This window comes from Methylotuvimicrobium sp. KM1 (assembly GCF_044788715.1).
GTDB lineage: Bacteria > Pseudomonadota > Gammaproteobacteria > Methylococcales > Methylomonadaceae > Methylotuvimicrobium.
Genome location: NZ_CP173170.1, coordinates 20132 through 41174 on the forward strand (window position 1 = coordinate 20132; position 21043 = coordinate 41174).

The window sequence follows — 21043 nt, forward strand, 5'->3', positions numbered from 1 at the left end:
CTATGAGCTACTGGGTTGATTCATTGATGCTTGTCAATTATCGATTAAGTCTTGCACCTAAAAAGAGCAGTTGGCATGTGTTGTAGACCGTTCGTGCTGAGCCAAGTCGAAGCATGAAGGGTAGTTTGGGGTTCTCAACTGCTCTTTTTAGGTTGAACGGTAACGCTTTCGTCATTTAACAGTCACTAAATCTTCATCATTTTTTCACATGTCCTCACTATAGTGACCGCTCAACTTAACCTTGATTAAGCGAAGAGAGAGGCATTACATGAGCGATAATAAACAAACGATGATTGAGATCGATAATGGCGACGAGCCGATGAGCAATCATTCGGATAACCCGCATTTCGCAACGATTTTAGAAAAAAGACTGTCGCGCCGCCAAGTGCTGAGCGGCAGTTTAACTGCAGCAGTAGCCGGCGTTTTCGGCGCTTCCGGTATGGTTAATATGGCCGAAGCGGCTCGTCCGGGTTTGTTGCCGCCGCGCGTGGGCAAACCTCCATTTGCATTGAAGCCGACATTGGGTTTCGACGCGATTCCTATCACGCGTTCCGATACCGCAACCATTCCGCACGGTTATAAAGCTCAAGCTTTGATTCCTTGGGGTACACCGATCACCGGTAGGTATCCGGCCTTCGATTCAGTCAACAGCAATACCGGCGAAGAGCAAGAACAACAAGTCGGCTCGCATCACGACGGCATGCATTACTTCCCGATGCAAGACGACCCAAACGGTCACGGACTATTGTGCGTGAACCATGAGTATGTCGATCAACGCGTATTTCATGCAGCCGGCGCAACTTTCGTTGCCGGTCAACGGCCGACCGACGAAGTCAGAAAAGAGATCGCCGCACACGGCGTCAGTGTGGTCGAGATCCAAAAAAATGCGATCAGCGGCGAGTGGGGCCTTGTCAACGGATCATACAACCGCCGCGTCACGGCCGGTACGCCTGCTGAAATTCGCGGCCCGGTACGCGGCAGCGATTTGGTCAAAACCAAATACAGCCCGGACGGCACGATGGCGCGCGGTACGATCAATAACTGCGCTCACGGTTACACGCCTTGGGGCACTTATTTGACCTGCGAAGAAAACTGGGCGGGCTATTTCGTCAGTCGCGTGCAATTGGCCCGCGCGGAAGCCTTGTTGAACTGGTTCGAAGACACGCAACCGGGTAATTATCCAATCGTAAACGGCATCAGGAAAACATCGTTTGTACAAGGCCGCTATTTTGCGCGTTTCTACCCGGAAACTAACCGTATCATCGGTATTTTCGATGAGTTCTTCGATCAAAAAGTCACCAACTTGGTCTACTCGCAAGTCGGTAATACCTTTAACGATACGGATCGCGTGTTGGAAGGCGAATTCGGCGCTTTGTTGGCGCAAGCCGGTATTGCCGAAGACTTGTCGTTGAGCCGGCCGAGAGAACAAAGCCGTTTCGGCGTGGCTACCGCCAACAGCCGTTACCGTTGGGAAACTGCGCAAAGCGGCGAAGATCAATACATCCGCTTCGATGCCACGCCTAAAGGTGCAGATGCGACCGAAGATTACCGCAACGAACCGAATACGCAAGGCTGGATTCTCGAAATCGATCCATTCGATCCGAACAGCACGCCGATCAAACGCACTTCGATGGGGCGTTTCGCGCACGAGGGAGTTGTGTTCGCACCGCCTCAACTTGGCCAACCGCTAACCTTCTATATGGGCGACGATGCACGGAACGAATATTGCTATAAATTCGTCACCAAAGCACGTTACAGCAAAAATGCCAACGGTGACATGCTGGACGAAGGCATTTTGTATGCCGCCCGTTTCAATGATGACGGCACCGGCGAATGGTTGGCGTTGGACATCAAAAACCCGAAATTCCAAGCCGCGGCCGCTGCTGCCGGCGTCGAATTCGCGGATCAAGCCGATGTGTTGGTCAACACCCGTCTAGCTGCGGATGTCGTCGGTGCGACGAAAATGGACCGTCCGGAATGGGGTGCCGTGCATCCGCAAACCCGGGAAGTGTATTTCACTTTGACCAATAATAGTTCACGTACGGATGAAAATGGTAATAATCCAATCGACGCCGCTAATCCGCGAGGACCAAATCCTTATGGCCATATTATCCGTTGGCGCGAGCAAGGTAACCGTTCTTGGGCGACTAAATTCGAATGGGATATTTTTGTCCTGGCAGGCCCTGAAAACGACAGCCAAGTCTTGCCGGAACAAGGCGGTCCTGCATTGACGCAAGAAAACATTCACGCTAGCGCGGATGGCTTGTGGATCGACCAATTCGGAACGCTTTGGATTCAAACCGACATGAGCGGTTCGCAGCAAGCCTCGGGTCCGTTCGGTAATAACTCAATGTTGGCGGCAAATCCTGAGACGGGTGAAATCAAACGGTTCTTATCCGGTCCATGGGATCAAGAAACCACAGGCGTCGTTTCGACACCGGACGGTAAAACCTTGTTCGTCAACTTCCAGCATCCGGGCGATCGCTCGCAACCGGGCGTGTTCACCAGTAACTGGCCGGACAGCGGCGCGGTTTACGGACATCCTGGCGATGATGAAGTTGTGCCGAATCCTAACGGTCCTCGTCCGCGCTCGGCGACATTGGTCGTTACGCGTGAAGACGGCGGCGTGGTCGGTTTATAAAGAGCTCGTGAGTTAGTCATTTTCTAAAGGAAAGACTCGTGGGCAAGGACGCCCATTTTTTTAAAATGCTTTTAGTCGAGAGATACAATGGGAATCAGCGTTACGCAATTAGTCATCATCATGGTCATCGTGATTCTTTTATTCGGTACCAAACGCGTTAGAAATTTGGGTTCCGATTTGGGCGTCGCGATAAAGAGTTTTCGCAATTCAGTCAAGGAAGGCGAGGACGATAAACAATTAAGCAAAGACGAATCCGAAAAAGTGGAAGATTCGGTCGAATTGCAACATCAAAGCAAAGTCTAAATCCCGTTATGTTCGATATCGGTTTTACCGAACTGTGCATGATCGGTTTGGTCGCATTGTTGGTGATAGGGCCTGAGAAACTGCCGAAAGTGGCCCGCGTTGCGGGCTTTTGGGTAGGCAAGGCGAAAAATACCGTGGTCAAAGTCAAGGCCGAAATCAAGGAAGAACTGGATGCAGAAGAACTGCGTCAAGCGGTCCGAGAACAAAGCGGCTTTGAGGAGATCGAACAATTCAAAGCAGAGGCCGATGAACTAAGGCAAAAAATTAACAAGCCGATGCCGTCGATCGTTCCATCGCCGAAGCGCGCCAAGAAACCAGGATAGCGGGAAACGCGAAGCTCTTAAACGGTAAATCATGAAAGAAGCCATGGAATTTGACAGACGCACTATGACCGTTAACATTTGCTAACCGCTATCATCATCCCCCCACATAAACGTCAGCAACACATACCGCTTTCCGGCAGTCACATCGGTAGCGGCGTGAAGTAAGGTTCCGGAAAACACTAATGCGCCTCCTGATGGCGGACGGTAACGTTTAGCTCCGAACTCCGGAAAAACGATTTCACCTCCCGTATAATCGTCGTTCAAATTCAGCGATAATGCGAAACGCCGATGTTTGGCATCCGGCGTCACATTATCCCTATGCAGGCGAAAATAACCGCCGGTGATTGCATCATAAGCCACGACTTTATAACCTTCCAGTCGGGTTACCGGATAATGAAAGGCGCGGGCAATAACCGGCAATAATCGCTCGACTAATGCGTCGTTTACAGCCTGAGCCAAATCCGGATCGTTTAAGCGATGATCGCGTCTAATTTTAGTTCTAATATCGGGAATCAGTGTCGGTTCCCCGGCGACCATGCGCACCATGCCGCTATCGAAGTTATCCGCATCATGAGCAGCAATCAATTGTGTACACAATGAACAGGGCAATACTTCGGGAACAATCAAGACCGGGGCTGTTTCATTGCAAACTATAGAATTTTGCGCCGGGATCGCATCGAGGATGTGTTCTATTTCGTTGAGAGTGGGATTTTCAAGACAGGCAAAAACGGTCAAGGTAGGGCGCAATATCAATACCAGCGGTTCGCTTACTTGCGAGGCGTTTAAAAAAGCCTGTGTCAAGCGTCCGTCATCCTGAAGTATTGGAAATGGAGAATCGATCGTTTGATTTTGCTTTCCGGAAAATATTCCGAGTAGGTTGGTATGATCAGCTATCGGCGCATATCGTAAGAGTTCAACTTGAATGGCGGAAAATACGATAACAACCGGACCTTGGCCACAATATTGTTCATAAAAAGTTACCGGCATTCCTTCTATTTCCGGTAATAAAAAATCCGGAGCGATTTTACCGGGCCGGATTTTTTGACAGATTTCGTGTGAAGGTAACAAATGGGTCTCCAGGGGTATTGCGATGTGAGTGTTAAAAACTGAGCGCGAATGGGCTTCTTTCGCCCTGCTAGATGCGGATAATCGACGGATAGTCTTCACAAAAAGAAAACCGGATGTTCGATTGAGTTGCCGGTTAATGAAGCGGTCAATGCTGAGGGGGCTCAGCATTGACGATTAACGCTGATGTACTTTATATGATAAGCAAATCAGGCAGCCGCTTTTTTGCGCATGCCGACTAAGCCTATTAAACCGCTGATCATGAACCAAACGGCGGCAGGAACCGGAACCGGGGCGAAGTCGCCGTCGCGAACCGCGATGGATAGATTTTGCCATGATTTCAGATCTTCGGTTTGCAGACCGAAATCGGTTTGGAAAGTCCAAGCAAAATCTTCGGTATTTAGGAAAAATTCGGTGCCTGTCCAGTACACGCCGGCTTGCAAATTTTTAAAAGGCCCCGTGTTGCTGAGTCCACTGTTGTCCGTCAGAAAACCGTCTTGATCAAATTCGGCGACATTTCCTAAAGTGGCATAGAATAAGTGCGACAATTCAGAATTCGGGCTGGTAATATTCCAACCCCAATCCGTGCTGCCGTCAGCGGTTTCATAGTTAATGCCCTCAAATTCGACGCCGTATTGGAAATCCGTGCCGTTAACCGGTTTTACAGTCGGTAAACGCCAGCCTTCGAAACCGGCATGGTTCAGCGTGCTTGCCCATTCGGCCGCTTCATCCCATGTTTTACCGGTTGCGGTCATATCTAGCCAAGTCACGTTCAAATCGGTGTCGTACCACATGCCGTCGATACGTTTTTCCAAAGCAGCTTCGGAAAATCCGGAGAATGCCAAGCCGGTCGACAAAATAGCCGCAGAAAGGGTCGTTTTAGTAAGATTCATGATTCGTCTCCAAGTTAAAGTTAAGGATCTCGTTCGTTTTTTGTGCAGCACTTAACAAAATAACCGCATACTGTGACAAATCGGTGAATGTTTGTTGAAGATTTAATGACAATCGAGAGCTACTTGTGCTTATCGGGATGCGGCGGAAGACATGTATAATAGAAAGCTGTTAATCATTACTTATCGAGAAAAATGCTGACTTATCCTAATATCGATCCTGTTGCGTTCAGTCTGGGTCCCGTAAAAGTTCATTGGTATGGCTTGATGTACTTGATCGGATTTGCCGCCGTTTGGGTGTTAGGCAAAAAAAGAGCCGATCAGCCTTGGTCGCCGGTTAAACCGGAAGCGATCGAAGATCTTGTAACCTATGGCGCATTAGGGGTCATACTCGGTGGACGATTGGGTTATATTTTGTTTTATAACTTCAGTGAGTTTTTGAACGATCCGAGCATCATTTACAAAATCTGGCAGGGCGGCATGTCCTTTCATGGCGGTATGCTCGGCGTGTTTGTTGCGATGTGGATTTTCGGGCGGAAACATAATTGCACCATGATGCAATTGACCGACATTATTGCGCCGTTGGCGCCGATCGGATTGGGCGCTGGGCGCATCGGCAATTTTATCAATGCCGAATTGTGGGGACGAACGACTGATGTGCCTTGGGGGATGGTGTTTCCGAATGCCGGGCCTTTACCGCGGCATCCCTCGCAGCTTTACGAAGCGTTTCTGGAAGGGTTGGTGTTGTTCATCGTGCTTTGGATATATAGCAGTAAACCGAGGCCGACGATGGCCGCGACCGGCTTGGCTGTGATGCTTTATGGCTGCTTTAGGTTTTTTGTCGAATTTTATCGCATGCCCGATGCGCATCTGGGTTATTTGATGTTGGATTGGGTCACGATGGGGCAGATTCTATCGACGCCGATGATACTAATCGGCGGATTTATGTTCTACTGGGCTTACAGAAAAACCGCATGAAGCAATATCTGGATTTATTGGAAAAAATCTTAACCGAAGGGACGTTGAAAGGCGATAGAACCGGTAGCGGTACTTTATCGGTTTTCGGTCATCAAATGCGATTTTCGTTGGCGGACGGATTTCCGTTGGTGACGACCAAAAAAGTTCATTTGAAATCGATCATTCATGAGCTACTTTGGTTTTTGCACGGCGATACACGTTTGGATTATTTGCATCGGCATGGGGTGACGATTTGGGACGAATGGGCCGATGCCGAAGGTGGTTTGGGGCCGGTGTACGGTTATCAATGGCGTTCATGGCCGTCTCCGGATAAAACGTATATCGATCAGATTGCTACAGTAATCGAGCAATTAAAAAGCAACCCTAATAGCCGGCGCATGATCGTTTCGGCTTGGAATGTTGCCGATTTGCCTGATGAGAAACTCAGTCCGCAGCAAAACGTTGTCAACGGAAAAATGGCATTGGCGCCTTGTCATGCCTTGTTTCAGTTTTATGTTGCCGACGGCAAATTATCTTGTCAGTTGTATCAGCGCAGCTGTGATACTTTTTTGGGGTTGCCGTTCAATATCGCCAGTTATGCGTTATTGACTCATATGGCCGCGCAGCAGAGCGGTTTAGAGGTTGGCGATTTTATTTGGACCGGCGGCGATGTCCATTTGTATTTGAATCACCTGGAGCAGGCTAAATTGCAACTGACGCGCGAGCCGTATCCCTTGCCTCGCTTAGCGATCAAACGCAAGCCGGAATCTATATTCGATTATCGCTTCGAAGATTTTGAGATGCTCGATTACCAGGCTCACGCGCATATCAAGGCGACAATTTCGGTTTAGGAATGAGCGCGAAATAACGTGGGCCTTTTTGGTGCCTCCTTTCCAGAAGGTAGGAACGTACCTCGTTCCCACCGCTCCAGCGTGGGAATGCATACCGATCTTGCCTCGGCAGCGATCCCTGCTGCCGACATCCTCGCTAGCCACACCCCATACCTTCATAAAGTTAACCATTTTTTGAGTATATACCCATCGTAGATAAAAATTCGGCACCGGGGTGTCCGTCAAAGGACGCCGTGAATACGTCCATGTAGGCAAAGCCTTTGTCGGACACCCCGGCGGCGCCTCGGGCACTGCCGAAATTTGAAGCGCGAAAGGTATAAAAGGTATGAGTTGCCACGGAGGACCGTGGGAACCAGAAAGCAGTTGTCGAAGTTGTTTGATGTTCGTTATTCGTACATGAATTCGCTCAAGTCCGGCGCTTTCGGTAACTGCAATTGAGTTAGCCTATCCGCGTTTTTTATCTCATTCAGTCTGTCCATGTTATTGGCGTGAACGCACTGAAATGCGCCGTTGAAGTCGGCGTTTAAAAAGGCTTTGGTCAAGTGAACGCATAAGCAATAGAGTGCAGAATAGTTTGTCGGATCGCCGTCTTTACATCGATCGATTTCCTTCGACAACAAGGTCATGACCGATAGGACGAAGCCGTCGTGCCGCCAATTCACCGGTTCATCGCTGACTTCATTCCCCGAAAGCGCAATAGCGCTCAACGCGTAATAGGCGAGATCGGTCAAGCCGGCCAGAATAGCCGCCATTTCGCCGGATTTGATTGCCTTAAAGGTCTCACTGCCGCCGTCCATCAGTAACGCCTGACGTAGAATGATATCCATATCGGAAACATCAACGGGCGCTCCGTGCTCGGCTTGCGGAATCGCTAATTCGTCGTGGTAAGCCCTGATTGCTGCTAAATGCTGATTCATTGCTGCCCCCTTTTTTGATGGATGTCGAAATGAGACTGGATGAGGCGAAAAAAGTTGCGTTAATTTTGTCCGCAGCAACGTTTGAATTTTTTTCCGCTGCCGCAAGGGCAGGTGGCATTTTTGCCTTGGCCGCTTTCCGTTTTCGGTTGGCCGATCGATTTGACCAAACCGTCCAGATAATACCAGCGTCCGCCGGATTTTTTGAAACGGCTGAGTTCGTGCATGACTCGCTCTTCATTATCGAGGTTAAAAAAGGCTTTAAATTCCACTAAACCTTTAACGTCGTTTTTACCGCCTTTTTTGACGTTGACGATTTCGAGCTTTGTCCAGACCGTTTTATCTTTAGAAAAATCGATAGACTGAGGCTTTTTAGCATTGTCCCAGGTTGCTAAAAGATAAGCAGCATCATGATAGGCATAGGCGGTAAAGCGCGAACGCATTAACATTTCCGCGGTTTCGGCAAATCGGCTACCGTTATGGTAAGTTCGGCAGCATTTTTCGTACGGTAGCCCCGAACCGCAAAGACACATATCAACCATCGATGTAATAACGAGTACGTTAACGGGTGCCGAAAACGACGATGGTTTTGCCGTGGGCGGTAATCAGACCTTTATCTTCAAGTTCTTTGAGCACTCTTCCGGCCATTTCCCGAGAACAACCGACAATCCGGCCGATTTCTTGGCGAGTGATACGCAGCTGCATGCCGTCCGGGTGAGTAACGGCATCCGGTTCTTTTGCTAGGTCAAGAAGGGTACGAGCGATACGGCCTTCCACATCCATGAAGGCGAGATCGCGAAATTTGCGGCTGGTGATCAAAAGGCGAGACGCTAATTGTTCGCCAAGCATGGACAGGATTTCGGGAGCATATTCCAACAATTCTTTTTTTAATGCTTGTTTTAGCCTTTCATAACCGATTTCCGCCAATTTGCAGGGTGTTCGTGTATTAACACTGACTTCTCGAGTGTCGGTCGGCTTAAATACACCGATTTCGCCGATAAAGTCGTGTTTGTTTAAATAAGCAAGGATCAATTCACGGCCGTCTTCGTCTTCGACACCGATACTGACAGAGCCTTCGATAATAAAATAGAGGCGGTCACCGGTATCGCCGGGACGAATGATGGTGGTTTTAGCCGGGTAGGACTTGGTATGGCACAAGTGTAAAAAAGGCTCCAATGCATCTCTATATGCCGGGTTTAGCTTACTAGGGGTCATAACAACTAATCATCCTCTAACTATGTTGTAAAAAAATTCCGCTAACAGTGCCGCATTTTTATAAAAAAATCAACAATGATGATCTTTTAAATTTAGCCTGGTGTGTTAATCTATGCGACTTTTATTGGGTCGGTAAAGACAGATGGAAGCGAAAGTTAAATGGGTTGACGGTGTTATGTTTGTTGGCGAAACCGGTAGCGGACATGCAGTCGTCATGGACGGTTCTCCAGACCATGGGGGACGCAACATGGGGGCGAGGCCGATGGAAATGATTTTACTCGGACTAGGTGGTTGTTCGTCTTTCGATGTCGTAGATATTTTGCGCAAAGGCAGAAACGATATCGTCGATTGTCGTGTCGAAATAACGGCTGAACGAGCAGACTCCATACCCAGCGTGTTCACCAAAATTCATTTACATTTTGTCGTAACCGGGCGTGAACTTAAAGCGAATGCTGTAGAACGCGCGATAAAATTATCGGCGGAAAAATATTGTTCCGCATCCATCATGCTGGGTAAGACGGCAGAGGTTACCCACGACTTTGAAGTAATCGAGGTTTAATAAATTTTGAAAAAATTAAAATTACACGGCTTTAACAATTTAACAAAGTCGCTCAGCTTTAATATTTACGATGTTTGTTATACACCGGCCGATCAAAAACAGGCTTATATAGACTATATCGATGAGGCCTACAATGCCGACCGCCTCACACAAATATTGAAGGATGTCGCCGAAATTATCGGCGCCAATATTCTGAACATTGCGCATCAAGATTACGATCCGCAAGGTGCTAGTGTCACGATGTTGATTGCCGAGGGTATGGATACTGAAGTCGATGCCGAGCAACTCAACAGCGAGTCGCCGGGACCGCTGCCCGAAACCGTGCTCGCGCATTTGGACAAGAGCCATATCACCGTGCATACCTATCCCGAATGTCATCCCGATACCGAGATCAGCACATTCCGTGCGGATATCGATGTATCGACTTGCGGTCAGATATCGCCGTTAAAAGCATTAAACTATCTGATTCATAGTTTTGAATCCGATATTGTGATCATGGATTATAAAATACGTGGCTTTACACGTGATGTATCGGGGCAAAAGCATTATATCGATCATAATATTACGTCGATTCAAAAATATATCTCGGAAGATACGCGCGAAAAATATCAAATGATCGATGTTAATGTCTATCAAGAACACCTTTTCCATACCAAAATGCTGTTGAAAGAAACCGAGTTGGAAAATTATTTGTTCGAAAAAGAAAGCGCGTTTAGCGATGAAGAAAAAGAGGCTATTCAAGAGCAATTGCAGCAAGAGATGGCTGAAATATTTTATGGCAGAAACTATGCTTAATTTTAGTTAGCAGTGAATAGTGAATTTTTCCGCGGATAGGTTGTATTTGAGTTATCCATTCTCTTATTGCTTTTGACATTGTGACCAAGGAAGGTCTCAATTCCCTGTTTTCCCATTTCGACAACTTTAGGAAAAAACGTGTCATTCCCCGCCCGGGATTGGCGGAATCCAGTGACAGGGATGGTCGTAGCTTCATGTCCATGGACCAGAATATCGTCAATCCAGCCGAGAGACGAATAAAGCCGTAAATACATTAAAAAATAAGCGTTAATTTGGCGCTTATGTCTTTTTCCCTTCTCTCTCCAATAAGATTTCGGCATCGGTTGCCGAATTTTCCCTAAAAAATTTTCCCAAATTTTCAAACTTATCGCTTTGCCGTTTTAAGTCAAGCGTACTAATACTGTGGAGTTGATTGATTTTATATGAGGTTTACCTGAACTGATCGGCTATTTTGTTTCTAGTATTATTTACAAATTAATACTATGATTCTTTTTGCGAATATATTCACAAAATGCCAATATTTATAATGATTATTTGTCGGTAATGTGGGTTGCCATAACATCGGTTTGTGGTTGGAGCCAGGTTGCCATAGTTCTATGTGGGAACCCAAACCGAACTTGACGGCCATGACTTTAGGCGTGGCTAAAGATAATCTAAAGAGGCCTGAAAAGCTCTGAATTTTATGTTCACGTTGCATTGATAATTTTTATCGGCTTAAGCTATGAAATCGTTTCCCTTTCTTTCTTCCATGGCGCTCGTTGTGCTGACCGCCTGTACGGCAGATTCTGCCGGGGTTAAGGAGCGCGCGGCGGATTTTGCGAAAGTAGAACAGATGCGCGATGCTGATAAACTTTATATAGTGGATTGTCTCCTGCCCGGTCAAATTAGAAGAATGGGCCGGATGATGACCTTTTTAACGGCTAAGATTCCGATCAAGACCACCGCGCTGGACTGCGAAATTCGAGGTGGCGATTATGTCGCATTCGATCGTTCGAATTATGCGACCGCTTTAAACTTATGGCTCCCTGCCGCACAAGAGGGAGATGCCGAAGCTCAGGCTTATGTTGGGGAAATTTTTCAAAAAGGGCTTGGAACGCAGCCCGATTATCAAAGCGCTGCATTATGGTTTAAAAGAGCGGCCGAGCAGGGCAACAAGCGAGCGCAATTAAGTCTCGGTTATCTCTATGAAAAGGGGCTTGGTGTCGAGCAGGATTCCGCTGCAGCTATGCAATGGTACCAGAAAGCCTCGGGGCTCGACGAGAAAGATATACCCTATGCGGCAACTCTACAGACCTCGCCGGATGAAGGCTTGCTGGAAGAAATCAAATGGCTCAAAACCGAGCTCAACAACAGTCGAAACGAGGCAAGTCGCTTATCGGACGAACTCGCAAAAACGCAGCGTCAATTACAGGAAAGCCAACAAAAACTGCAACGCTACCTAGACGAACGTAACAATACCCAGTCGAAACTAGATGCGGCTATCGGCCGCGGCGACAATGCCGCAATCCCCGGTTTAAAGCGTAAATTGCAAGATGCGGAACGGGAACTATCGGCTTACACGGCTCAGATCGGCAATCTTGAAAAGCAGTATCGTCAAGAAGTCGACCAACTCAACAGCAAATTGAAGGAAACTGAAAAACGGGCCAACCAAATCTATAGCCAACTCAAAAAACAGAAGACCGAAACCGGCGCAATCCAGCTTAAATTAGTCAACGCCGAGGCGCAATTAGCAAAAACCGAGCAAGAATTGTTGTCGGCCAAGAGTCCCGTATCGGCCACTCCGGCGGCGGACGATACGCAAAAATTGGATGTAATCGAGCGCAAACACAAGGATGCCCTGCAGAAAATTCAAAAGGACTTACAAGAAAAAGAAAACCGTGGACGGCTTATGGCCGATCAGATTGCCAGACTCGAAGCAGAGAAGGAAAGATACGAACAAGAAATCCAACAATTACAAAAATCCTCGATGACTGTTGCAGCAGCGCAAAAACCCGTCATCGAAATTATCGATCCGCCATTCGTGCGGGTCCGCGGAGTGCCGACTGTAACGCTGCGTTCCATCGTCAAAGAAAGGGAAATCATCGGTAAAGCCAGTTCGCCGGTGGGTATATTATCGGTGTTGATTAACGATGTAAAAAGCCATCTCGACGAGCGGGGGTTGTTTAACAGCAGCATCGCCATTGCCGCTCAAGAAACGCCGGTTAGAATCGTCGCGGTCGACAACAACGGTGCGCGCGAAAGCCTCGAATTCAAAATGACCTTGGAAGGCCCGATAAGCGATAGTCAACGCGGTAAAGAAGACATTAATCGCTTGCAGACTGTCAGCCCATGGAAAGATTTGGATTTCGGCCATTATCATGCATTGATCATCGGCAATAACCGCTATCAGAAAATTCCGTCGCTCGATACGCCGGTGAACGATGCGCGAGCGGTCGACCGGGTTCTTCGCGAAAAATACGGATTTAAAACTAAATTATTGATCGACGCTAATCGTTATCAGATCTTGTCGGCGATGAATGAAATGCGGGCGAAGCTAACCGAAAAAGATAATTTGCTGATTTACTATGCCGGTCATGGCGAGTTGGATCAAGTCAACATGCGCGGTCATTGGTTGCCGGTCGATGCCGAAGCCGACAATAACGCGAATTGGATATCTACCGTTTCGATCACCGATATTTTGAATGCGATGTCCGCAAAACACGTCATGGTCGTTGCCGATTCTTGCTACTCCGGTGCAATGACCCGTTCTTCGCTGGCGCGTTTAGATGCCGGCATGAGTCCCGAAAAGAAATCCGAATGGTTGAAAGCGATGCTCAAAGCCCGGTCCCGGACCGTAATGACCTCGGGCGGATTGAAACCTGTCATGGACGGCGGCGGAGGTGAGCATTCGGTATTCGCAGCCTCCTTCATCAAAGCATTGGATCGCAACGTTTCTTTGCTCGAAGGCCAGGAATTGTACAGGAACGTATCGGCCAATATCGTAGCGATAGCAGCGAAATACGGTATTGAGCAAGTTCCGCAATACGCACCGGTCAATCATGCGGGACATGAGTCGGGAGAATTTTTCTTTGTGCCGAAATAGCGGCTAAATCCAAGATCAAATCGAAGGTTACAGGTTTTTATAGGTGTATATCCAGGCTTATAAGGGTATTTTTAATGAGGTTGCTCCATTCGGCACAAGTCCTTAAAAGTCTCGATTGCCCTCATGTTACGCCATGTTAACTTTCAGCTATCGGAATATTCCATTAATTGATATATGAATCAATAACATAAAAAATTCAGTGTAAATGAAATGAATAATTTTTTTAATCTAACGGGGGAAATTAAATGAGTCTTTTTAAAAAATCGCTAGTTTATTCGGTAGTAAGTGGCTTGCTTATGCCATTGGGACATGTATCTGCTACGGAGACTGTTAACCAAGCAGAAGTTAATAGCGCTATGTGCGGTAGTATCGATTCGACTATTGGTTCATTTTGCGGTACAAGTTTAGAGGGACTTACTCAACTTTCATCCATGCAAACTGCCGCTCAAAGTATGAACGCGTTAGCTATGAACAATGTTCAGCTATCATCGATCGGCGCACGAGTTGCCGCCGTAAGAGGAGGGCGTCAAGGTGGCGGCTTGAATTTAAGCGGCTTGTTGTTTGATGACGTAAATAACCCGCTAGCTCTAGGGCAAACTAACAAAGCTGCTGCGGGCGATACCGGTTATGAAAGACTTGGTATATTTGTTAACGGTAATATCGGATTCGGCGACAGACGAACAACTGTCAATGAACTCGGTTACAATCTCGATGAGCACGGCGCGACTTTTGGCGCGGATTATCGAATTACCGATAATTTTCTCCTTGGTGCAGCGTTCGGATATAACAATTCAACTTCCCGGTATTTTAATAGTTTAGGAAGAAATGAAAATGACAGTTATACCGGCGCAATCTATGGGTCATTTTTTACCGAAAGCGGTTTTTTTATTGACGGTATTTTTTCCGGTAGTCATTTAGAGTACGACTCGATTAGAAATATTGCGGTCGCAAACACGAGCGCTCAGGGAAATACCCAAGGTGATGAATTCAATGTAAGTATGAATACCGGCTATAACATGGCATTTGGAGGGCTGACCTTGACCCCTCAAGTGCGAGTCGATTACACGACGACTCAGGTTGATGCGTTAACTGAAACAGGTGGAGCGGGTTTAGCTTTGCATATCGGTAGTCAAGAGTTCGAGTCGTTGCAAACCGCAGCCGGTTTGCAACTTTCTTATGCGCTGAGTTTGCCATGGGCGGTTATCGTACCAAGTGCGAAAGCTGAGTACATTCATGAATTTGAAAACGATAGCCGGCGAATTAACGCGCGTTTTGTGGCTGATCCCACTGCTCAGTTTTCAGTAATTACCGATAATCCCGATAGAGACTACATTGTTATGAATGCGGGTGTTTCAGCGCAATTCGCTTATGGTTTGTCGGCATTTGCCAATTACGATACGGTTCAAGCACATTCGTTCGTTAATAACCATAACTTTAGCGGCGGTTTAAGATGGGCGGTATCTTTCTAGAGAATTGTATGATTTAGATTTTAGACATATCCGGAACAATCAGGATTAGGATTAATCCTGATTGTTTTTATTAAATAGTTTGCCGCTCTTAAAGAGGTCGTAGGAAGAAAAAAATAATACAAAACCTTCTACATTCGTTCATAGAATAGAGCGTTGATTTTTTCATGAATGTAATTAATACGAGACGAGTTAGATAGGCTTGAAGAAAATGCAACTAAACCGATATATTCAAAATACGGACTACGCGATATATTTAACTTATTGATAATTAGCTATCTTGATTTGAGTATACTTTGAGTGAATGGAATTGCATTGGAATCGAACAAACGGAATAATAAGTTTCCGCTTGTTCGGTTAATGCACCTATCGATATTTTAAAAGGGAACCTGCACTCTGACTCCGCCTGAAAAATTATGGTTGTTGACGAAGGAATGGGCTTGAACCGTATCGTAATTGACGAATGCAGAAATGCCGTGCATGAATTGAGCGGAAATCCCCGCGCTCATCACTATGTAATCTCGGTCCGGTTTATCGGTCTGAATGTTGAACCGGGTCTGCGTCGGATCTTGGATAAAAAATGCCTGGATATTCCTTTGATCGTTTTTGAATTCGTGAATATATTCGGCCCGCGCCATCGGCACGATGACGGCCCAAGGCAGACTGACCGCATAATTCAGCTGCAAGCCGGCAGCGGTCTGCATCGAATCGAAATCCTGTTCGTCTACATGCAGCGCCCAACCTAAACCACCCCGTTCATTCAGCGCATCCACTTGGCTGCTCGTGTAGTCGACGCGAACTTGAGGGGTAATCGTTAAGCCGCTGACGTTAAAGTTATAGCCAGTATTCATCGATACGTTGAATTCTCGACCGGAATTATCTCCGATGGCATTGGTGTTGATGTTATTACCAACGTTATATTGAATTCGTCTTCTGGTCGTGTAATTTATGTGGCTACCACTGAATATGCCGTCAATGAAAAAACCGTCTTCGGTATAAAACGAAGCGTATACCGCACCGGTATAGTTATCGGCCTCCATATCGCCCAAATTATTCCTATATCTCGATGTTGCATTGTTATAACCGAACGCCATACCCATCAGGAAGTTATCGGTAAAGCGGTAGTCCATGCCGACGGTTCCGCCGTGTGTATCGAGATTGTAGCCGGCTTCGTTTGCCGTAGTTCGCCGATCGCCGAAGCCGATATTGCCGTTGACGAAAACCCCGAGCCGTTCGTAGCTATCGTCGCCGGCAGCACCTTTATTTTGATAATCGCCCCAATTGGCCAATTGGTTGGACGACACAGGATTACCGTTGCTGTCCATCATCAGGCCGCTAATATTCAAACCGCCGCCTTGTCTACCGCTTCTGATCGCACTAATGCGATTGCTCAATAGTCCCAACTGAGTGCTGTTCATTTCCAACGAAATCGACTTTTGTGCAGCAGTTTGTTCGGACGTTACTTGGGTTAGAATGTTGTTAGGTATAATTCCATTACCTTCAGCTACTAATTCATTACATCGATCTTGTAATTCTGTCCCTAAAAGAACACCTGACGGACAAATGCTTAAAATTGTATTACTTACAAAATCCCTGTTATCCTCGACCGCATAAACATCGTTGATTGAAATGCCGCATAACAATGGTGCCGTTATTAAGGCCAGTCTTTTCGGTTCACCGACCCGAAAGTTATTTTTTTTCATCACTCCCCCTGTTTATTAAGAAATTAAAAAAATAAGTATTTAAAGTTCTATCGATCATAATCAATTGATACATAGACTTATAGCATTTTTATAATTCTTTTCTTATAGGTACTAGTATATTACTGATATATAGATTAATTTATACGTTTGTCAAGTATACTGTCTTCTTGGATGAAACTTTTTTAAGACAAAATTCCAGATTTAATCCGCTACTTAGGCACAAAGAAAAACTCCCCCGACTTATGCCCCGCATGATTGACCGGCGCGTATTGCGGAACTTGCTCAATACCGTACGTATTTCGCTGTTATCGCTACGATATTGGCCGATACGTTCCTCTACAATTCCTGGCCTTCGAGCAAAGAAACGTTGCGATCCAATGCTTTGATGAAGGAGGCTGCGAATACCGAATGCTCGCCTCCGTCGCCATCCATGACAGGTTTTATCCGCCTTAAGTCATTAAGGTCCGGGACCGGGCTTTGAGTATCGCTTTCAGCCATTCGGATTCCTTTTCAGAACTCATGCCGGAATCATAGATGGTTAAACCTAAGGATATAGTAAAATATTCAACAGCTTGTTGGATTGATCGTACACCTGTAAATTTCGATTGAACCATTCGCCGTAAACGTATTTCTTATTGCCTTTGCCATCAAATAAATAGCCGGTGACGTCTCTTGTTCCGGTTTTTTTCACGATTAAAAAAACATACCGGTTATCTAAACTACCGTGCAACTCGTGCCATTTGTCTTTTTTGGATTTGAGTTCCGGCTTAATCATCGATTTCGGTTTGATTGCCGGTGATTCCGATTCACTGAATGTGATTCCTGCCAATTGAGTAGTTTGCGCAGAACCGTTCGTGAGTATCAGGAAAGAACCGGCCATAATGACCCAAGCGCCGCGCCATGAGAGTTTCATTTAATCTCCCGGTTGCAGGTCGCCGCTGCCGATTATGCGTTTTTCTATGTGTGCCGGACGCCCATAGTAGGTAATGTCGCCGCTACCGATCAGATAGGCTTTCAATGTTTCCCGTGCGGTAACTGAAATATCCCCGGAACCCGATAAACGGATATCTGCCAACTTGCTGACTAATCCTTGTGCATCGATATCGCCGGCGCCATTGACGGTCACGTTAAAACGGTCAGCCTGTCCATCGGCGGTCACATTGCCGCTTCCATTAAGAGCGAGCGTGAACGATTCTTGGCGGATCGCGTTCAGCCGAATATCGCCGGCACCATGCAGGGCAAGCGAATCCAGGCGCGGGCTCGTAATTTCGACAGTCAGCGGTAAATGTTGTTGATAACTTTTACGCCCGGCGATTGTTAATAGGCCGCCGCTAACCGATGTTTCGATAATCGGAATCAAGTTTCGGTCGCCGATGATCTCGATACTTTGCGCCGGGCCGTTACGATAGTTAAGGTCGATCCCGGCGGCAACATGGATTGCCCGGAACGTCTCGACGTTGCGGCGTTCTTTGCCTAAAACTCCCGAGCCTTGTTCGATACGCGCATCGCTGCCGCCGTAAACGACACCGTCGATGATAATTTTGCCGGTCGTCGCTTGGCCTGCAACAGCATCGGTCGGCAAGGGTAATAAAACGGATAGGCCCAAGCTCAGACCGATAGTCAGAGATCGGCGGCCGGCCCTTTGTTCGGGCCGGAAATCGGTTGTTTGTTTTCCTTGTGTTGTCATAGCGCGTCTCCTGATGACGAATCGAATAAAAAAGCCGCGTTGTTAATTCGCACTATAAAACTGAACTCTGCGATTAACCGCATCGAACGGGTCCCGTCCCGGCAGGGGTTTGGATTTTCCGAGTCCTTTGGTAGTCAATCTATTCGAAGAGACGCCGAAATTACGCGCTAGATAATTTCTTACGGATTGAGCTCTGCGTCTGGATAAATCCAGATTATAAGAGGCCGACCCGGCCGCATCGGTATGGCCTTCGATGATCAAACGCTTGTCGACAAAATCGGACATCGTCATCATTTTTCCGACTTCTTCCAAGAATGGAAGCGATTCGGGCAAAATTTCATCCGAGTTATAGGCGAATTTAATCGGCAAACCGATACTGGTTTTTTCCGCTTCGACACGTTCGGCGGTAGCTAAATCGTCGGCCCGCTCATTCCTTTTGGGTTGGAAATTGATAGAACGCATTTTCATGGTTCTCGGAGTGCCGTTCGTTTGTTCTCCGAACAGAACTTTGCCCATTTCCTCGGCGCTGGGCGGAGCATCGTACATGCGTACTTGCTCTGCAGTAACGGTTTGGGCATATAAAGCGAGTAATAGAATGCCGCTGGCGGCGGTGATGGAGTGATGTAGTTTCATGGTACTAACCTCTTTAATTTTAAAACGAAATGTTTCGTGTCATTCATCAAACCGGTTAAAAAATAATTGCCGGAGGACTGAATAGTTCCTTATTTTTGTTCCCAACGGGTAACTTTGCCGTTTTTGTCGAAAAATACCACTTGAGTGGAGTATTCCCAGGCTTCGCCCCAATCTCCGGAAGTGGTGCCTGTACAGCTCCAGCAAGGCCTTCCCCAAGCCGCTTTAACTTGGTTTTGATCCATGCCCTTGACCAGATAGCCGGCTTTGATGACTTCGACCATTTCCTTGTCCCACTCCGGATGTTCGGAAATCATTTCCTCGCGTCTGACCGGAGCATTTTCGCAGGCTTGTAAAATCAGGCCGGCGAGTAAGATTAATGTTAATTTTTTCATAATGCTTACCTTATCGAATGACATAGTCGATTGCGGCTTTAACCGAGTTGGCCGCTATTTTGGAATCGTCGAATTGACCGTCGTTAGTAAAATGTAATGCATCGGCCGGAATCGGATTTTTAGCGGCTATAGCTCTCAGTTTATCTGTGCCGGTAGGTCCAGAAACATCGATTGTGAAATCGGCATCGGGCGCGGGTATACTGTAGGTTTTGCCAGGTAAGCAATAATTATCGGGTTGATAGATATTCGGGAAAACCGTGTCAATTTTGCCTTCCGAATTGATCAGAACGATACGGACGTACATCGGTTCGCTGACCGTGAAATCGATTTGCATCGGTTCGCCGATACGGTACTCGGATTTGTTGGTTCTAAGCGATAACGCTCCGGGAGTAGGCGAAGCGTTGATAAATTGTTGTGGTGCCGGTGTTGGAGCCGTTGGTTTATATGTTGTCGGCTCTTGAGCGGCATAATGGACATCTCCTTGTCCTTTCAGATTTTTGCGCAGTTGCCGGGTGGCATGATTCAAAGGAACGTTCTCATACAAGGCAAGATAAAGCTCTTGATTCAAGTTTGTTCCCGGTAAGCCGTGTTTTTGAACAAAATTTTGTAATGCGCTTTGCGTCGGTCCGTCGAGTTGCCCGCTAGGCTGTACATTGTAGCCGTGTAAATAGAGCAATTCTTGAACCTTGGCTATTTGTTCCGGGCGGGTAAACGAATAATAATCGGCTAGGACTTGATCGATTACGACATCGTCGGGTTCGACACCGGGTATCAAACGCCAATAAGGCAATTTTTGATAGCGTCCTACTAATTGAATAATATTGAGTTGTACCAGCAAACGGACGGCGGCGTGTCTACCCTGGACTTTTTTGATCTCGCCCTTGGCCCCGAAAGTGACGCTTTTAATCGTGAAACCGATACTGTCTTCTTTGGTGGCTTTATGTAATTTGATACCGTTGATCGCCTGAACTCTTGGTATGCCGGTAAAAGTCTTGAAATCGATCATATTAAAATCCAATGTGACGCTGGCCAACGAAGATTTGTTTTGATCGGAATAATTAAGCCCGTATTCTTTGACTTCGATATCGACATCGAAGGAATCTCCTTGCGTGACTAAGCCTCGATCGAACTCTGTGATACCGCCCGATAAAATGACCTGAGGCAGAATTTTATCCTCATAGCCGCTATAACCGGTTTGGGCGGTATTGAGCATGAATTCGGGTTCGTAAGGAATGTAAAGCACGTTCCCGCCGATTCCGTTCAAGGTGCTCTTGACCATTTCAGTGATGTCGCGCGGAATTTCACCGCTCGTTGCTACCGAAGTCCCGGTATTATCAAACACTTCCTTGGACATGATTTTGACCGGCTCGTTGCTGTATATTTCGGTCATCAAGCCTAATCTATTGATTGCGCGTTGATAAATAGTGATCTTGGCTTCAGGTAGTGTTTCATTGAGCCCAATATCGGCATTCTGCGGATTTAAACCGCAGCCGACGAGCAAGAGCGGCAAGCCAATGATTCGAAAACCGCTAGTGAGTTTATAGTTGTTCATAACACGACCTCGTTT

The 21043-nt window shown here is 46.9% G+C and carries 22 protein-coding genes; 9 read left to right on the plus strand and 13 right to left on the minus strand.

The window, feature by feature from the left end:
• The first annotated feature begins 268 nt into the window (after positions 1-268).
• From ACINK7_RS00080 to tatB, 3 genes are all read left to right on the plus strand, one after another.
• Positions 269-2641 carry a PhoX family protein gene (locus ACINK7_RS00080; protein WP_404358921.1) on the plus strand — a complete coding sequence of 791 codons (2373 nt, stop codon included), beginning with the start codon at positions 269-271 and terminating at the stop codon, positions 2639-2641.
• Positions 2642-2728: 87 nt separating this feature from the next.
• A complete protein-coding gene (tatA, locus tag ACINK7_RS00085) occupies positions 2729-2944 on the plus strand; it encodes a twin-arginine translocase TatA/TatE family subunit (RefSeq protein WP_014146537.1) in 216 nt (71 codons plus the stop codon).
• A gap of 8 nt (positions 2945-2952) precedes the next feature.
• Positions 2953-3267 carry a Sec-independent protein translocase protein TatB gene (tatB, locus tag ACINK7_RS00090; RefSeq protein WP_404358923.1) on the plus strand — a complete coding sequence of 105 codons (315 nt, stop codon included), beginning with the start codon at positions 2953-2955 and terminating at the stop codon, positions 3265-3267.
• Between the two features lie 81 nt (positions 3268-3348).
• Here tatB and ACINK7_RS00095 read toward each other — a convergent pair whose 3' ends face one another.
• Both ACINK7_RS00095 and ACINK7_RS00100 read right to left on the minus strand, forming a co-directional pair.
• Complete coding sequence (locus ACINK7_RS00095; protein ID WP_404358925.1) at positions 3349-4335, minus strand: 2OG-Fe(II) oxygenase; 987 nt, start codon at positions 4333-4335, stop codon at positions 3349-3351.
• A 206-nt stretch (positions 4336-4541) separates the two neighbouring features.
• Positions 4542-5225: a VPLPA-CTERM sorting domain-containing protein gene (locus ACINK7_RS00100; RefSeq protein WP_404358926.1), complete on the minus strand. Its 684-nt coding sequence runs from the start codon at positions 5223-5225 to the stop codon at positions 4542-4544.
• Between the two features lie 192 nt (positions 5226-5417).
• On the opposite strand from ACINK7_RS00100, the gene lgt reads away from it, so the two are divergent.
• Together lgt and thyA are read left to right on the plus strand one after the other, a co-directional pair.
• Complete coding sequence (gene lgt, locus ACINK7_RS00105) at positions 5418-6200, plus strand: prolipoprotein diacylglyceryl transferase (RefSeq protein WP_404358928.1); 783 nt, start codon at positions 5418-5420, stop codon at positions 6198-6200.
• Positions 6197-7030 carry a thymidylate synthase gene (thyA, locus tag ACINK7_RS00110; RefSeq protein WP_404358930.1) on the plus strand — a complete coding sequence of 278 codons (834 nt, stop codon included), beginning with the start codon at positions 6197-6199 and terminating at the stop codon, positions 7028-7030. Before lgt ends, thyA begins: the two co-directional genes overlap by 4 nt.
• A gap of 386 nt (positions 7031-7416) precedes the next feature.
• On the opposite strand, the gene ACINK7_RS00115 is transcribed toward thyA, so the two are convergent.
• Genes ACINK7_RS00115 through crp form a run of 3 tightly spaced genes read right to left on the minus strand, consistent with a single transcriptional unit; the run spans position 7417 to position 9159 of the window.
• Positions 7417-7947 (minus strand): nucleoside triphosphate pyrophosphohydrolase family protein, encoded by a 531-nt coding sequence (locus ACINK7_RS00115; protein WP_404358932.1) that lies wholly within the window; start codon positions 7945-7947, stop codon positions 7417-7419.
• A 59-nt stretch (positions 7948-8006) separates the two neighbouring features.
• Positions 8007-8486: a YchJ family protein gene (locus ACINK7_RS00120; protein WP_404358934.1), complete on the minus strand. Its 480-nt coding sequence runs from the start codon at positions 8484-8486 to the stop codon at positions 8007-8009.
• Between the two features lie 19 nt (positions 8487-8505).
• Positions 8506-9159: a cAMP-activated global transcriptional regulator CRP gene (crp, locus tag ACINK7_RS00125; RefSeq protein ID WP_014146545.1), complete on the minus strand. Its 654-nt coding sequence runs from the start codon at positions 9157-9159 to the stop codon at positions 8506-8508.
• Positions 9160-9301: 142 nt separating this feature from the next.
• On the opposite strand from crp, the gene ACINK7_RS00130 reads away from it, so the two are divergent.
• Both ACINK7_RS00130 and speD read left to right on the plus strand, forming a co-directional pair.
• The gene (locus tag ACINK7_RS00130) at positions 9302-9718 is read left to right on the plus strand and encodes an OsmC family protein (RefSeq protein ID WP_404358936.1); all 417 of its coding nucleotides are present in this window, start codon (positions 9302-9304) and stop codon (positions 9716-9718) included.
• 6 nt (positions 9719-9724) lie between these two features.
• Entirely contained in the window at positions 9725-10513 is a 789-nt protein-coding gene (gene speD / locus ACINK7_RS00135; RefSeq protein WP_404358938.1) for an adenosylmethionine decarboxylase, read from the plus strand.
• A gap of 2 nt (positions 10514-10515) precedes the next feature.
• Here speD and ACINK7_RS00140 read toward each other — a convergent pair whose 3' ends face one another.
• The gene (locus ACINK7_RS00140; RefSeq protein WP_404358940.1) at positions 10516-10875 is read right to left on the minus strand and encodes a hypothetical protein; all 360 of its coding nucleotides are present in this window, start codon (positions 10873-10875) and stop codon (positions 10516-10518) included.
• Positions 10876-11234: 359 nt separating this feature from the next.
• On the opposite strand from ACINK7_RS00140, the gene ACINK7_RS00145 reads away from it, so the two are divergent.
• Positions 11235-13595, plus strand: coding sequence for a caspase family protein (locus ACINK7_RS00145; RefSeq protein ID WP_404358942.1), 2361 nt, complete (start codon positions 11235-11237; stop codon positions 13593-13595).
• Between the two features lie 245 nt (positions 13596-13840).
• Positions 13841-15064 (plus strand): autotransporter outer membrane beta-barrel domain-containing protein, encoded by a 1224-nt coding sequence (locus tag ACINK7_RS00150; RefSeq protein ID WP_404358944.1) that lies wholly within the window; start codon positions 13841-13843, stop codon positions 15062-15064.
• Between the two features lie 374 nt (positions 15065-15438).
• On the opposite strand, the gene ACINK7_RS00155 is transcribed toward ACINK7_RS00150, so the two are convergent.
• From ACINK7_RS00155 to ACINK7_RS00185, 7 genes are all read right to left on the minus strand, one after another.
• The gene (locus ACINK7_RS00155; protein WP_404358946.1) at positions 15439-16764 is read right to left on the minus strand and encodes an autotransporter outer membrane beta-barrel domain-containing protein; all 1326 of its coding nucleotides are present in this window, start codon (positions 16762-16764) and stop codon (positions 15439-15441) included.
• Between the two features lie 336 nt (positions 16765-17100).
• Positions 17101-17262: a hypothetical protein gene (locus ACINK7_RS00160; protein ID WP_404358948.1), complete on the minus strand. Its 162-nt coding sequence runs from the start codon at positions 17260-17262 to the stop codon at positions 17101-17103.
• A gap of 46 nt (positions 17263-17308) precedes the next feature.
• On the minus strand, positions 17309-17677 hold the full coding sequence (locus ACINK7_RS00165; RefSeq protein WP_404358950.1) for a hypothetical protein: 369 nt from the start codon (positions 17675-17677) through the stop codon (positions 17309-17311).
• Positions 17678-18451, minus strand: coding sequence for a head GIN domain-containing protein (locus ACINK7_RS00170; RefSeq protein WP_404358952.1), 774 nt, complete (start codon positions 18449-18451; stop codon positions 17678-17680).
• Positions 18452-18493: 42 nt separating this feature from the next.
• Complete coding sequence (locus tag ACINK7_RS00175) at positions 18494-19084, minus strand: OmpA family protein (protein WP_404358954.1); 591 nt, start codon at positions 19082-19084, stop codon at positions 18494-18496.
• Between the two features lie 89 nt (positions 19085-19173).
• Positions 19174-19476, minus strand: a complete 303-nt coding sequence (locus tag ACINK7_RS00180; RefSeq protein ID WP_404358955.1) for a hypothetical protein — start codon at positions 19474-19476, stop codon at positions 19174-19176.
• A gap of 10 nt (positions 19477-19486) precedes the next feature.
• On the minus strand, positions 19487-21028 hold the full coding sequence (locus ACINK7_RS00185) for a DUF4384 domain-containing protein (RefSeq protein ID WP_404358957.1): 1542 nt from the start codon (positions 21026-21028) through the stop codon (positions 19487-19489).
• Between the last annotated feature and the right edge of the window lie 15 nt (positions 21029-21043).

Coding starts and splice junctions, on each gene's coding strand:
- ACINK7_RS00080 (WP_404358921.1), top strand. CDS start 269: ATGAGCGATAATAAACAAACGATGATTGAGATCGATAATGGCGACGAG.
- tatA (WP_014146537.1), top strand. CDS start 2,729: ATGGGAATCAGCGTTACGCAATTAGTCATCATCATGGTCATCGTGATT.
- tatB (WP_404358923.1), top strand. CDS start 2,953: ATGTTCGATATCGGTTTTACCGAACTGTGCATGATCGGTTTGGTCGCA.
- ACINK7_RS00100 (WP_404358926.1), bottom strand. CDS start 5,225: ATGAATCTTACTAAAACGACCCTTTCTGCGGCTATTTTGTCGACCGGC.
- lgt (WP_404358928.1), top strand. CDS start 5,418: ATGCTGACTTATCCTAATATCGATCCTGTTGCGTTCAGTCTGGGTCCC.
- thyA (WP_404358930.1), top strand. CDS start 6,197: ATGAAGCAATATCTGGATTTATTGGAAAAAATCTTAACCGAAGGGACG.
- ACINK7_RS00115 (WP_404358932.1), bottom strand. CDS start 7,947: ATGAATCAGCATTTAGCAGCAATCAGGGCTTACCACGACGAATTAGCG.
- ACINK7_RS00120 (WP_404358934.1), bottom strand. CDS start 8,486: ATGGTTGATATGTGTCTTTGCGGTTCGGGGCTACCGTACGAAAAATGC.
- crp (WP_014146545.1), bottom strand. CDS start 9,159: ATGACCCCTAGTAAGCTAAACCCGGCATATAGAGATGCATTGGAGCCT.
- ACINK7_RS00130 (WP_404358936.1), top strand. CDS start 9,302: ATGGAAGCGAAAGTTAAATGGGTTGACGGTGTTATGTTTGTTGGCGAA.
- ACINK7_RS00145 (WP_404358942.1), top strand. CDS start 11,235: ATGAAATCGTTTCCCTTTCTTTCTTCCATGGCGCTCGTTGTGCTGACC.
- ACINK7_RS00150 (WP_404358944.1), top strand. CDS start 13,841: ATGAGTCTTTTTAAAAAATCGCTAGTTTATTCGGTAGTAAGTGGCTTG.
- ACINK7_RS00155 (WP_404358946.1), bottom strand. CDS start 16,764: ATGAAAAAAAATAACTTTCGGGTCGGTGAACCGAAAAGACTGGCCTTA.
- ACINK7_RS00160 (WP_404358948.1), bottom strand. CDS start 17,262: ATGGCTGAAAGCGATACTCAAAGCCCGGTCCCGGACCTTAATGACTTA.
- ACINK7_RS00165 (WP_404358950.1), bottom strand. CDS start 17,677: ATGAAACTCTCATGGCGCGGCGCTTGGGTCATTATGGCCGGTTCTTTC.
- ACINK7_RS00170 (WP_404358952.1), bottom strand. CDS start 18,451: ATGACAACACAAGGAAAACAAACAACCGATTTCCGGCCCGAACAAAGG.
- ACINK7_RS00175 (WP_404358954.1), bottom strand. CDS start 19,084: ATGAAACTACATCACTCCATCACCGCCGCCAGCGGCATTCTATTACTC.
- ACINK7_RS00180 (WP_404358955.1), bottom strand. CDS start 19,476: ATGAAAAAATTAACATTAATCTTACTCGCCGGCCTGATTTTACAAGCC.
- ACINK7_RS00185 (WP_404358957.1), bottom strand. CDS start 21,028: ATGAACAACTATAAACTCACTAGCGGTTTTCGAATCATTGGCTTGCCG.